Annotated in this window: 12 protein-coding genes; 9 read left to right on the top strand and 3 right to left on the bottom strand. The window is 61.0% G+C overall.

Translation table 11 applies throughout. From position 1 onward, the window contains the following. Positions 1 to 42: 42 nt before the first annotated feature. Positions 43 to 1,215, bottom strand: a complete 1,173-nt coding sequence (gene ssuD / locus CYG48_RS22090) for an FMNH2-dependent alkanesulfonate monooxygenase (protein WP_118852792.1) — start codon at positions 1,213 to 1,215, stop codon at positions 43 to 45. A 366-nt stretch (positions 1,216 to 1,581) separates the two neighbouring features. Here ssuD and CYG48_RS22800 point away from each other — a divergent pair, with 366 nt between their 5' ends. Both CYG48_RS22800 and CYG48_RS22080 read left to right on the top strand, forming a co-directional pair. Next, on the top strand, positions 1,582 to 1,710 hold the full coding sequence (locus CYG48_RS22800; protein ID WP_256371653.1) for a hypothetical protein: 129 nt from the start codon (positions 1,582 to 1,584) through the stop codon (positions 1,708 to 1,710). A 106-nt stretch (positions 1,711 to 1,816) separates the two neighbouring features. Next, positions 1,817 to 3,190 carry an FAD/NAD(P)-binding protein gene (locus CYG48_RS22080; protein ID WP_118852790.1) on the top strand — a complete coding sequence of 458 codons (1,374 nt, stop codon included), beginning with the start codon at positions 1,817 to 1,819 and terminating at the stop codon, positions 3,188 to 3,190. A gap of 20 nt (positions 3,191 to 3,210) precedes the next feature. On the opposite strand, the gene CYG48_RS22075 is transcribed toward CYG48_RS22080, so the two are convergent. Further along, a complete protein-coding gene (locus tag CYG48_RS22075) occupies positions 3,211 to 4,794 on the bottom strand; it encodes a phytoene desaturase family protein (protein ID WP_256371652.1) in 1,584 nt (527 codons plus the stop codon). Between the two features lie 309 nt (positions 4,795 to 5,103). Between CYG48_RS22075 and CYG48_RS22070 the strand changes: the two genes are divergently transcribed. The 5 genes from CYG48_RS22070 (at position 5,104) to CYG48_RS22050 (ending at position 10,292) form a co-directional block, all read left to right on the top strand. Further along, positions 5,104 to 6,639 carry an ABC transporter substrate-binding protein gene (locus CYG48_RS22070; RefSeq protein WP_118852789.1) on the top strand — a complete coding sequence of 512 codons (1,536 nt, stop codon included), beginning with the start codon at positions 5,104 to 5,106 and terminating at the stop codon, positions 6,637 to 6,639. 114 nt (positions 6,640 to 6,753) lie between these two features. Then, positions 6,754 to 7,761: an ABC transporter permease gene (locus CYG48_RS22065; RefSeq protein ID WP_445304371.1), complete on the top strand. Its 1,008-nt coding sequence runs from the start codon at positions 6,754 to 6,756 to the stop codon at positions 7,759 to 7,761. Then, on the top strand, positions 7,754 to 8,602 hold the full coding sequence (locus tag CYG48_RS22060; protein ID WP_118852787.1) for an ABC transporter permease: 849 nt from the start codon (positions 7,754 to 7,756) through the stop codon (positions 8,600 to 8,602). Before CYG48_RS22065 ends, CYG48_RS22060 begins: the two co-directional genes overlap by 8 nt. Next, the gene (locus CYG48_RS22055; protein ID WP_118852786.1) at positions 8,599 to 9,459 is read left to right on the top strand and encodes an ABC transporter ATP-binding protein; all 861 of its coding nucleotides are present in this window, start codon (positions 8,599 to 8,601) and stop codon (positions 9,457 to 9,459) included. Before CYG48_RS22060 ends, CYG48_RS22055 begins: the two co-directional genes overlap by 4 nt. Continuing rightward, the gene (locus CYG48_RS22050; protein ID WP_118852785.1) at positions 9,459 to 10,292 is read left to right on the top strand and encodes an ATP-binding cassette domain-containing protein; all 834 of its coding nucleotides are present in this window, start codon (positions 9,459 to 9,461) and stop codon (positions 10,290 to 10,292) included. Before CYG48_RS22055 ends, CYG48_RS22050 begins: the two co-directional genes overlap by 1 nt. A 97-nt stretch (positions 10,293 to 10,389) precedes the next feature. Here the strand turns inward: CYG48_RS22050 and CYG48_RS22045 are convergent, their stop codons facing one another. Then, positions 10,390 to 10,950: a winged helix DNA-binding protein gene (locus CYG48_RS22045; RefSeq protein ID WP_118852784.1), complete on the bottom strand. Its 561-nt coding sequence runs from the start codon at positions 10,948 to 10,950 to the stop codon at positions 10,390 to 10,392. Between the two features lie 129 nt (positions 10,951 to 11,079). Between CYG48_RS22045 and CYG48_RS22040 the strand changes: the two genes are divergently transcribed. Continuing rightward, positions 11,080 to 12,180, top strand: a complete 1,101-nt coding sequence (locus CYG48_RS22040) for an LLM class flavin-dependent oxidoreductase (protein WP_118852783.1) — start codon at positions 11,080 to 11,082, stop codon at positions 12,178 to 12,180. Positions 12,181 to 12,455: 275 nt separating this feature from the next. Beyond that, positions 12,456 to 14,591 carry a histidine kinase dimerization/phosphoacceptor domain -containing protein gene (locus tag CYG48_RS22035; RefSeq protein WP_118852782.1) on the top strand — a complete coding sequence of 712 codons (2,136 nt, stop codon included), beginning with the start codon at positions 12,456 to 12,458 and terminating at the stop codon, positions 14,589 to 14,591. Positions 14,592 to 14,620: the final 29 nt, after the last annotated feature.

Below are 14,620 nucleotides of genomic sequence, written 5' to 3'. Positions count from 1 at the left end.
GACCTTTCGGAGATGGCGTGACTTGTTTACGGAAATTGGAGGTCAACCGGCTGCGCTGGCGAGCCTGGTGCCGCCGTAGTCGCCCACGGCAAACTCGTTTGCGACGCTGTCGCGCAAGCCCTGGCGGCGGTGCTTGTCGATGCCGAGAAGCGGGAAGAGGAGTTCAGCCACCCGATAGGCTTCTTCGAGATGCGGATAACCGGAGCCGATGATCGTATCGATCCCGAGTGCCTTGTATTCTCGCAGGCGGTCCGCGACCTGTTGCGGCGTGCCGACGAGTGCGGTGCCGACGCCGGTGCGCACGAGCCCGACGCCTGCCCAGAGGTTCGGCGCGACCAGCAGCTTGTCGCGGCGCCCCCCATGCAGCGCGGCTTGCCGTCGCTGACCAACAGAATCCATTTCCTTCTGGAAACGCTGCCAGCTGCGCTCGATCTGCTCATCCGAAATGTTGCTGATCAGCTTGTCTGCTGCACGCCAGGCATCCTCTTCGTCCTCGCGGACGATGAAGTGGATGCGCATGCCGAAGCGGATCTTGCGACCGGCCTTGGCCGCCTTGGCACGAACGGCATCGAGCTTTTCCTTCACCTGCTCGAGCGGCTCGCCCCAGGTGAGGTACATATCCGTCGCCTCTACCGCGAGTTCCTGGCCCGCCTCGGAGGAACCGCCGAAATAGAGTGGCGGGTGCGGCTGGCTGACCGTCGGAAAGTCAGAACGAGCGCCCTTCAGATCGTAGTACTTGCCCTTGAAATTCACGGTTTCGCCGGTGAGCAACCGCTTCCAGATATCGAGAAACTCACCGGCCTGCTCATACCGTTCGTCGTGGCTGAGGAATATGCCGTCGCCCGCAAGTTCGGTCGGATTGCCGCCGACAACGACATTGAGGAGCAGGCGACCGTTGCTCAACCGATCGAGTGCTGCCGTCTGTCGTGCCGCGAAGGTGGGGGAGGTGACGCCGGGGCGCAGCGCGACGAGGTATTTCAGCCGCTCGGTGATCACCGAAAGCCCGGTTGCCGTAATCCAGGAGTCTTCGCAGGATTGTCCGGTCGGCAGCAGGACGCCTTCATAACCCAGCTCGTCGACAGCCATAGCCACCTGCTTGAAGTAGCGAAATTCCGGGCGTCGGCTCAGATGGTCGGTGCCGAGATAGGTGCCGTCGCCATGTGTCGGAATGAACCAGAAGAAGTTCAGTGGTTCGTCGCGTCCGATAGTCGTCATCGGTTTCTCCCATCGACCGTATTGGGAGAAAGGCTATTGACTACCGGATAAGTAGAGAAGGAAGATTATTCTCTTGTTGATGCTCCCCAGTCATCGGACGACTAAACTTTGAATGAAGCCGCGAACGCAATTTCATGTGGCGCACTGGGAGGTCGAGCGCGTACATCCTTGAAGGGTAACGGTTGCGACTGAGAAAGTGTATCACGTCGCGGCCGGGTGGACAGGACGTCGATCGACATTTAACTGTGGGTGCGAACGAAGAAGGCGCGGCTGGCGCACGTCGCGAGGATCACCACGTTCGATCGCGTGCGGAACGCTTATTCAATGCCGCAGTTGCGTTCGGTCGATGAAGACGGAGGAAGCCTGATGAAGACGACCTTGCTCTCCACATCCGCCGCAGTCGTGGCACTGGCCATCGCCGCATCCTATGTCCTGCCGTCCAAGCAGCAGACTCCGCCGCAATCCGAACCGTCCAGCTTGGCGCTGGCGCGGTAGCTGCCGATTGCGGATTGCCAGAGCCAGAAGCCGAAGCCTCAGCGGCCGGGCGTATAAGCCCCGGCACATTGGCCCATGATTGGACCCGATCACCCAGGAGTGCCATTTGATCTATGACGTCGTTGTTGTCGGTTCAGGTTTTTCGGCGATTGCAGTGACCTGCAATCTTCTGGAGCTTTTGCCGCGCGAAGCTCGTGTAGCCGTGATCGGCGACGATCCGGGTTTCGGCCGCGGCACCGCCTATCGCAGCGAACTGTACCTCCATCGGCTGAACGTGCCGGCCGGTCGGATGAGCCTCTTCGCAGACCGGCCGGACGACTTTTCCGAGTGGCTGAAGACGCGCAATATTCCGCTCTCCACCGGGGATTTTGCTTCACGAAGCGACTACGGCCTCTATCTGCGCGACAACCTCGCTTCACTTCTGCGCAAGCGCAACGAACGCTGCGGTGTCGATTTCATCCGGGCCAAAGCGACCGGCTGCGTCGAGCAGTATAACGGAAGCCTGGCGTTTCAGCTGCACAACGGCGACCAGATCGCCGGCCGCAGTATCATCTTCTGTCTAGGTGTTGGCAGCGCCGACCTGCCGATAGACACAAGTGCGCTGCCGGGGTCAGCAAAGTCTCGCATTGTGGAAAACCCGTGGCGATTGTCCTGGATGAACCGGGTTGGACGGCAGGATCACGTCTGTATCCTCGGTTCGGGCCTGACGATGATCGACCAGGTGCTCAGCTTGGGTACGCATGGACATCGCGGCCCGATCACCGTTCTCTCCCGGCGCGGCTTGGCGCCACTTCCGCATCTCGCACAGCCCGCTCCGGCAGTGAAGGTTGATGTCGATGCCCTACCGCCGTCGATCAGCGGCATTCTCCGGCAGCTTCGCCGACAGGCGGCGAGCGTGTCGGACTGGCGCTCGGTCATGGACGGGTTGCGCCCGGTCACCCAGAAGCTCTGGAAGAAGCTTCCCCTGGCAGAACGAAGCCGCTTCCTGCGCCACGCGCTGCCCTGGTGGAATATCCATCGCCATCGTGTTGCGCCGGACGTCTTCGCGATGTTCGACCCGCTCGTGAAAGACGGGACGCTGCGCATCCAGGCCGGTTACATCAAGGATCTGAGCGCTTCGGACGGCGACTTGGTGATCAGGTACCGGAAGCGAGGCACGCCGGTTGAAGAGGACGTGCAGTGCCGCTGGCTCATCAACTGCACAGGCATGGAACGCGCCGGCATCAAGCATTCGCCACTTCTCAAAGAGATGGCGGCGCAGCAGTTCATAACGGCAGATCCCCTCGGGCTCGGCGTTCAGGTCGATGACCAGTCACGTGCCACGGGCGGGGCGCGAACGTCCCGCGCCGACATTTTTGTCGTTGGGGCTCTGGCGGCCGGCCAGTTCTGGGAAATCACCGCCGTGCCTGACATCCGTGTGCAGGCCCGCCAGGTGGCAGAGACGGTGGCTCAGATGACGGTCACCACTCTCGACCCTTGAAGGCTTTCGGAGGGGCGGCCCTATTTGCCGCCCAGCATCTGTGCCAGCATGAAGCCCGAACCCGCACCGGTTCCGGCACCGGGCCAGGTGGAGGCGCCGCACAGATAGAGCGACGGGACCGGCGTCTTGTAGCGGGAGTAACCAGGCACCGGTCGGAACAGGAAGTTCTGGTCCAGGTGATGGGAGCCAGCGAGGTTGTCGCCGCCGATGAGGTTAGGGTTCTCGCGCTCCAGATCGATCGGCGAGAAGACCGAGCGGCTGAGCACCTTGCCGCCGATTCCCGGCGCATAACCTTCCAGGATGTTCATGACGCGATCGGCATAGGAATCCTTGACCTGATCCCAGTCGGCGCTGGTGACTTCGCCCGCAGCGTCGCCCCGGATCTCCGCCGGAAGGACGCGTACCTGCACCCAGAGAACATGCTTGCCGTCAGGCGCACGGCCGGGGTCCACCGCGGTTGGCTGCCCCACAACCAGCGCCGGCTCAACCGGCAGCAAGCCACCCAGTGCTTCCGTATAGACGCGGCTCATCATCTCTAGGTCCGGCGCCAGGTGGACATAAGCGAACGTCTTCAACTCCTCGCCTGCCGTCCAATCTGGCAGGCTGTCCAGCGCCAGATGGATCATCATCGTGCCTGGACCGGCACGGTACTTGGAAAGCCGCGCGTCGAATTCGGCTCGCGCAGGGTCAGCGGGAAGCAGCTTGCCGAACACCAGTTGCGGATGCGCGTTGGCGATTACTGCCTTGCGCGCCGATAATGTCCTCCCATCAGCGAGCCTGACACCCGTGGCTTTGCCGCCCTCGGTGATAACCCGATCGACAGCGGCTCCGAGGATCAGCTCCCCGCCTTTTGCCTTGAAGAGCGACACCATCGACTTAACGATCGTATCGGCTCCGTTTTGCCCGATTACCATGCCGAATGCCTGGTTCGCCATGGATTCGAGATAAGGGAAGAGCGCGCCGCCCGCGACATCCGGTGAAAAATCGAGATGAAGACCCCAGGCTGCCATCATTGCCTTGACCTTGGGATTTTCGAACCGGGAGTCGAGAAAGTCGCGAGGCGAGCCGACAAGCAGTCTCAGCGTGTCATAGAGCCAGCGCGTGCCGCGGCTCCTCCAGGCCTTCCAGGCAACCTTCGCCGAGGCAAGCGACGGCATGGGCGAACCGAGAAGCCCGAAGATATGCGGTGCATCGGCGCCAAATTCAGCAAGCATCGTCCGCCAGGCCGCAGCATCCTTCTCAGAGAGTGCAGCGATGCGTGCGGCCGTATCTTCGAGATTGGTGCTGACGCCGAGCCAGGTCTGGTCCCTGAAGACGCTTGCGAAGCAGTTCGGTGCGGGAACGAGGCCCAGCCCGTGCGCGATGAGATCGTCCTTGTTCTTGTTGAAGAAGGCGGAGCCCGCGAACATGGAAAGGTTCATGGCGCACAGGTCGTGCCGAAAGCCCGGCAGGGTGAGCTCACGCGTCTTAACCGCGCCGCCCGGTTCGACATTCGCCTCGACGACAGCCACGGACCAGCCCTTGGAAGCAAGTTCGATCGCAGCCGCCAACCCGTTGTGGCCTGCTCCGATGACGACGGCGTCGTAGTTCATGATTGCTCCCAATGCGCGACATGAGTTCCTTGCGTCACATGCTACATCACGCCGCAAGCGCTGCAAGCCAATTGTTTGAAGCCTAAAGGTTTATGCAGCTTGCGCTGGTGTCTTTACTTCAGTGGAGCAACCGTTGCTTTTGCTATCGTCACCTAAATTAGCCGCCACAGGATATATCGCCGCCCCAAACTGTGTGATGCGTGAGAATCCACTTGCGAGGCGACCGCCTGTATTTTAGGGTTAAAGTATTCCGATCAATAAATCAGCGGCAGGGCCGGGAGCCTGAACTGCCGCTGAACAAGGGGAACGACGGAGTTCACGATGACCAATATTACCCGCCGCCAGTCGTTGGGTCTGGGTGCTGCTGCGTTCATAACCGGCGTTCTCGCCGGGCGTATGCCGGTGCAAGCCGCCCAATCCGACACGCTCACCATCGCCTTCAACGTCAACCTACCGTCCTTCGACCCAACCGTCGGTCCTTCGGCGGTGAATCCGACGATCCAGGCGATCTATCGCTCGGTGTTCGACCAGTACATTGGCCAGGACCCGGACCTGAAGTTCGCGCCGGGTCTACTGACCGGCTGGGGCTGGAACGAGGACAAGACGAAGGTTTGGATGGATGTTCGCGAGGGTGTGACCTGGCACGACGGCAGCCCGTTCGCGCCGGAAGATGTTGTCTGGTCGCTTGAACGCGCTGCCGACGAAAAGACCGGCAATCCGATCCAGTTCATCTGGTCCACCGTCGGCAACTACAAGATCGAAGGCAACAAGATCACCGGCGATGTGCTGCGTTTCGAGCCAACCTACTTCATGTGGATGGCATTCCTCACCGGCTATATCCTGCCCAAGGCCTACTACGAGAAGGCAGGCGCCGACGGCTTCGAAAAGAAGCCAATCGGAACGGGCCCGTACATAGTGGATGCCTATGAGGGCAACGCCTTCCTGCGCCTGAAGGCCAACCCGAACTACTGGGGCGGCAAGCCTGCATTCGAAACGGTCATCTTCAAGTTCGTGCCGGACGGCACCAGCCGCGTTGCCGAGATCGAATCCGGCTCGTCCGACATCACGCTGGAAGTCCCTTATGAGGAGTTCGACCGCCTGAAGCAGAAGGATGGCTTGGCCGGCGTAGCGACACCGATCTCCGATATCGGCATGATCTTCCTGAATAATATCGACGTGATGAACGACAAGAACGTGCGTCTTGCCGCCTGCCACGCAATTGACAAGGAAGCCATCGTCAAGCGCCTGCTGCGCGGCTATGGCGTGCCGCTCGATACGCTGGAAGCCCCGGAATATTCGGCCTACGATCCGTCGATCAAGGTGCCGTATGATCCGGAACTCGCGAAGAAACTGCTCGCTGAGTCCGGCTACTCCACCGACAAGCCCGCAAAGTTCAAGATCCAGACGACGCGCGGCCTCAAGCCGAAGGACTACGAAATGGTCCAGGCTATCGTCGGCATGTGGCGCAAGGTCGGGATCGAGGCAGAGATCGAAGTCTACGAGATCGCCAAGCACTACGAACTGCGCGCGGCTGACCAGCTTGCGCCGGCCGCGTTCTACAACTGGGGTAACGCAATCGGCGACCCAACGACATCGACCGGCTTCGCAATGTTCGGCCCATCACCACACTCGGTCTGGAACACCCAGGACCTCGATGACATGATCGGCCCGCTCTGGGGTGAGAAGGACGAGGAAAAGCGTATCGCCGGCTGGAAGGCCGTCTGCAAATATATCGCCGAACAGGGATACGTGATCCCGTTACTGCAATATGCCCAGCCGATCGTCTACAAGTCTTCGTTGAAGGTGACGCCGAACGTCTCCGGCGCGCTCCAGCCGACCCTGGTCGCCAAGGCCTGAAATACGAAGGGGCGGGTGCCTGTACGCCCGCCTCTCCTACATCTTTCTTCGCTTGCTCGCCGCAAACCGCTCGGATAGCCTCGGCTTCCGCGCGTGAGGCCTTGTTTCATGCCCCTGATTTTACTCTCAGCCCTCAACAGGATCGCACTGGCGGCCGTCACGCTCTTCGGCGTTGCCGTTGTCGTCTTTGTGCTGCTCCGCGTTGTGCCGGGCGATCCGATTGCCATGATGATCTCGCCCGGCTCGACGCCCGAGCAGATTGCCCAGATGCGCGCAAACTACGGGCTTGATGGCTCGATCCTGTCGCAATTCTGGATCTGGCTGAAGGCGATCCTTTTAGGCGACTTCGGCACATCCATCTCGCTGCGCCGCAACGTGCTGGAGCTTCTCGCTGAACGGCTGCCGGCAACGCTCGAACTTGCGGTTGCAGCGCTCGTTTTCGCAGTGCTGCTCGGTGGTGCAATCGCCATAATCGGCACGCTTGTCCGCCGGACCTTTCTTGAGCCTGTCCTCGACACAGTGAACGGCACGATCCTAGCCGTGCCGGATTTCGTCTGGGCGCTGGCGCTTATCTCGGTCTTCGGTGTCTTCTTCCCCGTCTTCCCACTATCCGGTCGGGTTGATCCGTCGGTGCAGAACGACTTCTTCACCTATTTCTATCTTATCGAAAGCCTGCTGACGCTGCGCCTTTCGGCCATTGTCGACATTTCCTCGCACATGATCATGCCAGTGCTTGCGCTGGGCCTGCCGCTCGCCGCCATCATCGCCCGGGTGCTCAAGGAAGCGCTGTTGGAGGCGATGGTTCAGGATTACATCCTGCTCGCCAAGCTCAAGGGAAAGTCGAACCTGCGCCTCATCATGCAGGAAGCCTTGCGCAATGCGATCGGCCCAACCGTTGCCCTCACCGGCGTGCAATTCACCTTCCTGATTGGTGGCACCGTCATCGTTGAGCGCATCTTTGCTTATCCGGGTATCGGCAACATGGCGATCGACGCCGTCATCAACCGCGACCTGCCGCTGATCCAGGGGCTCGTCCTGGTTTTTGGCGCATTGTTCATCCTTATCAATCTTGGCGTTGACCTGCTTGTGGCAGCCTTCAATCCGAGGCTTCGTCATGCGTAAGTCGCTCAAGGCCGCTCTTTCGGAGCCGAAGGTCGTCCTGGCAGGAGGTTTCATCCTGCTGCTGCTCATTGCCGCCGTCTTCGCCCCATGGCTGGCACCAAAGGATCCGCTGGAACAGGACCTGATGCTCGGCACCCTGCCTCCAACTGGTTACGAAGGGACGGAACCCGGCTATTGGCTGGGCACGGACGATCTCGGGCGCGACGTTCTCTCACGTCTCATCCACGGCAGCCGGACCGCGCTGATCGTCGCTTTCGTCGCCGCGGGTCTTGCGGCACTGCTCGGCACGATGCTTGGCCTGCTGGCCGGCTGGTATCGCGGCTGGGTGGATGTGGTGATCTCGCGCCTCGTCGACATCTGGATGGCGTTTCCGCCGGTGCTCTTGTCGATCCTGCTTGTCGCGGTGCTCGGGTCCGGGGTGCATTCGGTCATCGCAGCGATCGTCATCATCGACTGGACCCGCTTTTGCCGCGTCGTGCGGTCCGAGACGATGGCGCAGGCACAGATGGATTATGTCACGGCGGCGCAGACCATCGGCTTTCCCAAAGCCCGAATATTGTTCTCCGAGATCCTGCCCAATGTGGCGCCGGTGATTGTGGCGCTGTTGAGCCTCGAAATGGGCATAGCGGTCATCGTTGAAGCCATCCTCTCCTTCGTGGGGCTTTCGGTCTCCTCCGACACGCCCACCTGGGGCGGCATGATCGCTCAAGGCCGCGCGATCATCTATCAAGGCTGGTGGGTGCTGGTGGCACCTCTGGTGCTGCTGTTCCTTACCGTTCTTGCGTTCAACCAGCTCGGCGATGGCTTGCGCCGCGCACTCGACCCGATGATGCGTCGATGACAGAACCTTTTCTTTCCATCACCGGCCTGTCCGCCGTCTCGGACCGCGAGAATGGTGCCCCGATCCTGCGTGATGTGTCGCTGAGGCTGGAACGTGGCGAGGTTCGCGGTCTGGTTGGCGAAAGTGGCGCCGGCAAATCAACCATCGCCAAGGCGCTCCTTGGCATCTTGCCGCGCACGGTGCGGGTGACGGGCGGCGCCATCCGCTTCGAGGGGCAAGACCTCCTCACACTGAAGCCAAAGCAGTTGAGCGACATCATGGGAAGCGAGATCTCTCTGATCCCTCAGGACCCGCAGACTGCACTCAACCCCGGCCGCCGGGTCGAGTCCCAACTGACGGATGGGCTGCGGATGCGGCGCGGCTTGTCCCGCCAGGCGGCGCACGACAAGGCGCTGAAGCTGCTCGAAGAGGTGCATATTCGAGATCCGGAGCGCGTGCTCAAAGCCTATCCGCACGAACTGTCGGGCGGGATGCGCCAGCGCGTCCTCATCGCGGCCGCCTTCGCACTTGAGCCGAAACTGGTTGTGGCGGACGAGCCGACGACAGCACTCGATGTCACGGTGCAGAAACAGATTCTGCGACTGATCCGCGGCATGCAAAAAACCCACGGCACGGGCATGATCTTCGTGACCCACGATCTCGGTGTTGTTGCGCAGATCTGCGATACGGTCACGCTGCTTTACGCTGGAAAGGTGATCGAGGCGGGACCCACCGCGCAAGTCCTGGCGACACCAAAGCACGCCTATACCAAAGCATTGCTCGCAGCAGGACCGCGCTATGACAGGCCGACCGCAGGCCTCGAGCCGGTGCCGCAGGCGATCTTCGACCAGTTGCGCGCCGAAATGGGGATCATGTGATGGCTGAGGATCTTCTGGTCGCCAAGGGTATCGAAGTCACCTATGGCGGTGGCGGCCTTTTCGGCAGTCGGGGCCACAAGGTGCTGCACGGCGTCGATCTTTCCATCAAGCGCGGCGAGACCATTGGCATTGTCGGCGAATCCGGATCCGGCAAGACCACCTTCGGACGCGCGCTGCTGCGGTTGGTGAACACCTCAGCTGGAACGATCCACTTCGACGGCATGGACATCACCCATCTCCCGGATGAGCAGATGCGACCGCTTCGCCGGCGCATGCAGATGATCTTCCAGGACCCGATGGCGTCGCTCAACCCGCGCCATTCCATTCGCCGCATCCTGGTCGAGCCGCTGCTGTTTCATCGGGTGGCGTCGAATGCCGCCGACGCCGAAGCGCGGGTAATGAGCATCCTGGACCGGTTCACGCTTCCGAAGATCGTTCTCGACCGCAATCCCCATGAACTATCCGGCGGCCAGCGCCAACGGATTGGCATTGCACGCGCGGCGCTGCTTGAGCCGGATTTCGTGCTGGCGGACGAGATCGTTTCGGGCCTCGACGTGTCAACTCAGGCGCAAGTTCTGAACCTGCTCAAGGATCTGTCGAGAGAGCTTGGCCTGGCGCTCGCCTTCATCAGCCATGACCTATCGGTCATTCGTGCGGTCTGCGACCGGGTCTGCGTCATGCGTTTCGGAAAGGTGGTGGAGGAGGGGCCATGCGAGCAGGTCTTCGCGGCTCCCCAAAGCGGCTATACGCGCGCGCTGCTCGATGCCATTCCGCTTCCGGAGATTGATCCGGAGTGGCTGGATCGGGAAACATTGGCCGAACCAAGTTCTTAAGGAGACTGGCTACAGCCAAGCGTCTCCTGTCCGCTCCGCCTCACCGGTCTGGAAGCTCGCTTCCGCGAAGTTCTCCAAGAACGGTCTCTATTGCCAGTCATGAAGACTGATTGAAGTGCCGCTGGGTGGCGGCATGGCGCGCCGCTTGTTCATAAATGCCGGTCAGCAGATCGATCGTCGCAGCGGCGTCTTTGAGCCGGTTTCGCAACTCCGGGATCGACTGAATTGCCGTGATGAACAGTGTAGCCCTCACATCGGCATACCGATCGGTCACCTGTCGCCCCTGTTCCGTCACGGTGTAAGTCACGCCTGATCGCCCGCTCCCGTGACGGGACACAAGTCCAGCGGCTACGAGCTTGCGCAGGCTGTACTGCATGTTCGGGATATCGTCGCGATTGGTCAGACGCGCAAGTTCCTTGATCGTCTTCGGGCGGTCGTGCATGCGGATGATATGCAGCATGGCGTTTTCAGGCCCGCTTGCGGAGATATCCATCACGGATGCCAGACATTCGCCTTGCCAGCGGCCAAAGGCCTCGAAGCCACGCATCAGGGCATATTCGAGCCCAGCAACATCCTCTTCGAGCTCGTTGCGCGCCAAGTGCCAGACGCGGTGGCTAGCGTCCTCCGAAGGTGTGGCCGTGTTCGTCTCTTTCTTCATCTCGTTGCTCCAAGCGACCATCACGTGACGTGGCGCGTCAAGGCGAAGGTGGAGAAAACATTCCCGATTGACAAGTTCGAATTTCAGATAGAATTTCTATCATAAAGGCTATCAAAAGAGGGGCTCCAAATGACCAACAGCATGTTCGCCGACAACCAGTTCCTGCTCGGCACCTTCGCTTCCAACTGCTCGGGCGGCATGTCCGTGACAAAGGTGCCGGAGCGCTGGGTAAACTCCTGGGAAAACAATCTCCGGCTGGCGACCATGCTGGACGACGCAGGCATCGATTTCATGCTGCCGATCGCCCGCTGGATCGGCTACGGCGGTGAAACCAACTTCCACGGCGGCGTGCTCGAAACGATGACCTGGGCTGCCGGTCTCTTGGCAAAGACCCAGAACATCAATGTTTTTGCCACCATTCATGTGGCGGCGAACCACCCGGTCGTCGCTGCCAAGCAGATCGCCACTATCGACCAGATCAGCCAGGGGCGGGTCGGGCTCAATATCGTCGCGGGTTGGAACCAGCCGGAATACGACGCGCTTGGGCTTCAACTCGTCGCCGGTCATGAAGAACGTTACGCTTACGCGCAGGAGTGGTTCGACATCGTCAAGGCGCTTTGGGAGCGGGAAGAGGCGTTCGACTGGTCCGGCAACTATTTCAACCTCAAGAACGTCCTCGGCGATCCGCGGCCATCTCGCAAGGTCCCGATCCTCAACGCTGCCGGTTCGGGCGAGGGACGAGGATTCGCAGTTCGAAATGCCGATTTCCTCTTCACACCCGCGATCGATCTCGGCCGCTCCAAGGAAGAGGTCGCAGCGCTCAAGAAGCAGGGGGCTGACGCGCAACGCAACGTTGGCGTTCTAACCTTCAGTCACGTGGTCTGCCGTCCGACGGAAAAGGAAGCCAAGGATTACGTCCAGCATTTCGGCCAGGCGAACGCGGACTGGGAAGCAGTCGACAATCTCGTGCGGCTGCAGTTTGCCCATGCGCACTCTTTCCCGCATGATCTGCTTTCGCTGATCCGGGATCGCATGGCGATGGGCCATGGCGGCTTCCCGCTCGTCGGCACACCGCAGCAGGTAGCCGAAGGCATTCTTGCGCTTCATGCCGCCGGCTTCAACGGCACCACCTTGTCCTTCGTGGACTATGCGGAGGAGTTCCCGTACTTCCGCGATGAAGTTCTGCCGATTCTGGAACAGGCCGGCATCCGTAAGGCAGTATCGGCTTAAACAAACGGAGGGCGGGTCATTCCCGCCCTTTTGTTACATTTTCTCCAGCGCTTTGCCCCTTCGACTATCGCCCTTGGCTGCGAGCAACCGCTGCTCGACCTCTCCCGTTTTTCTAGCAGAAGCGTAATGGCGCCGGATCTGTCGCTCCCTGACAGCTGGTCATGTTCGCCATACGGGAATTTTCCGGTTATACCGCATTCGAGTGGTCACTGATTGGGGCCGTATGATTGCAAGTTCGGAAACGGTGGCCCGGGTCTCCGGGTCGAGAGGAATAGATGAACGAACAGCGTTACGCAGTGCCAGATATCACCTCGTGCGACCGGGAGCCGATCCATATCCCGGGCTCCATCCAGCCCCATGGTGTGCTTCTCGTCGTCGAGCCGGCGTCGCTGCGAACAGTCGGAGAAGCGGGCGAAGTTTCGCGCTTCATCCCTGCCTATAGCCGCGGCACGGAAGTCTCCGCCTTTCTCAGTGAACGCCTTTGCCAGAGGCTTGAAGGCGCCACGACCGGAAAGCTGACCCCGCTTGGGCGTATTGATACGCCGGCTGGTGCCGCAGACGTCGTTGCCTATCGATCCGGCGCCTTTCTGGTTCTCGAGTTCGAGCCCGCGGAAGCCGAACCTGTGGAGGCCGTGCCATTCCTCACGACGCTGGACGCGGCGAGCTCGCGCTTCGAGCGAACGACCAGTGTGGCCGATCTCTGTCGCGAAGGCGCAGCGATCTTCCGCGAGCTAACCGGTTACGACCGGGTGATGATCTACCAGTTTCTCGACGATGATGCCGGTGTCGTCATTGCTGAAAGTACGGCCGACGGCATGTCGAGCTTCATGAACCATCATTTCCCAGCCTCAGATATCCCCAAGCAGGCGCGCGCGCTTTACCTGCGGAACCGGTCTCGGGTCATCCCGGACGTCGGTTACGTGCCGCAGCCCATCCGATCCGACGTTGATCTGACCGGACTGGATCTCAGCGATTCGACGCTGCGCAGCGTTTCGCCGGTTCACGTCCAGTATCTCAAGAACATGGGCGTTGCGGCCTCCGCTTCAGTGTCGATCGTCAAGGACGGTATCCTCTGGGGGCTTATCGCCTGCCACCACAGCCAGCCTCGATCGATCCCCTTGGCGACGCGCACCGCATGTCAGGCGCTTTCGAATGCACTTTCGAGGCAGATCCGGTCAAAGGAGGAGGCCGAGCTCTACCGGGAGCGCATCCGGTTGCGGTCGCAGGAGGACGCAGTCTTGGCGCAACTGGGAAGCGACGGCTCGCTTCACGACTTCTTTGAAAAATCCGGTCCGGCCATTGCAGGTCTTCTCACCGCGGACGGCTTTGCCGCTGCCCAGGGCAGGGACCTGTTCGTCTTCGGCAAGGTGCCGGACAAGATCGACCTTCGCAGGATTGCTGATCACGTGCGGCTTCCAGCGGCGCGCCAGCCATTCGCAAGCTCCAGCCTGTCGCACCAGTGGCCGGAAGCGGAAGCGTTCCGTGAACAGGTGAGCGGCCTGCTTGCGGTGACAATGTCGACCGAGGTCCCGACGATCCTCATGTGGTTCCGGGCGGAGCAGATCGAGGTCGTGAAATGGGCCGGCAATCCGCACAAGGGCGTATCGCTGGAGCCGGATGCGACGCTGCAGCCGCGCGCATCTTTCGAGGCCTGGACGGAGAGCGTGCGAGGCAAGGCACCCCCATGGAGCCTCGCGGAGGTCGAAGCGGCAGGTCGCATCGTTCGCCTGATGCTCGAGCAACGCAACAACCAGCGCATGCGAGAGCTGAACCGGGAGCTTTCGACAAGCCTGCGTGAAAACCAGAGCCTGCTCGGGCAGAAGGATTATCTCCTCAAGGAGGTGAACCACCGCGTCCAGAACTCGCTCCAGCTCGTGTCGGCATTCCTGCGCCTCCAGTCCCGTGATGCGGCGTCCCAGGAGGTCAAGGCTACGCTCGACGAGGCGCAGAAGCGCCTCAACGCAGTCGCTCTCGTCCATCGCCGGCTGTACCAGGACGACAGCGTCGAGGTGATCGATCTCTCCCGCTATATCGAGACGCTTCTCATCGATATGACGCAGGGCATGGATGCAAGTTGGCAGGAGCAACTGGATCTCGATCTCGCGCCGATCCTGATTGCCACCGACAAGGCGGTGAATGTTGGTCTGGTCCTGACGGAACTGGTGATTAACGCCCAGAAATACGCCTATGGCGGCGGGGCCGGTCCACTCGGGATCAAGCTTGAACAACATCGCGGAATGCTGCGGCTGATCGTCGCCGATCGCGGCAAGGGCAAGCAGAATACGGGATCCGGCGGTTTCGGTTCACGGATGCTGCAGGCCATCGTTGAACGGCTCGGTGGGCATCTCGACGAGGAAGACAATCTGCCGGGGTTGCGCGTCGTCCTGACCGCACCGATCCAGACGCCGTAATCGGGTGCGATTTGGTCAGCTTGGGGCTT

The sequence above is a fragment of the Neorhizobium sp. SOG26 genome (genome assembly GCF_003491345.1).
Lineage (GTDB): Bacteria > Pseudomonadota > Alphaproteobacteria > Rhizobiales > Rhizobiaceae > Neorhizobium > Neorhizobium turbinariae.
Note: the sequence above shows the minus strand (reverse complement) of the source record. Positions and strands in the feature narration are given on the sequence as shown.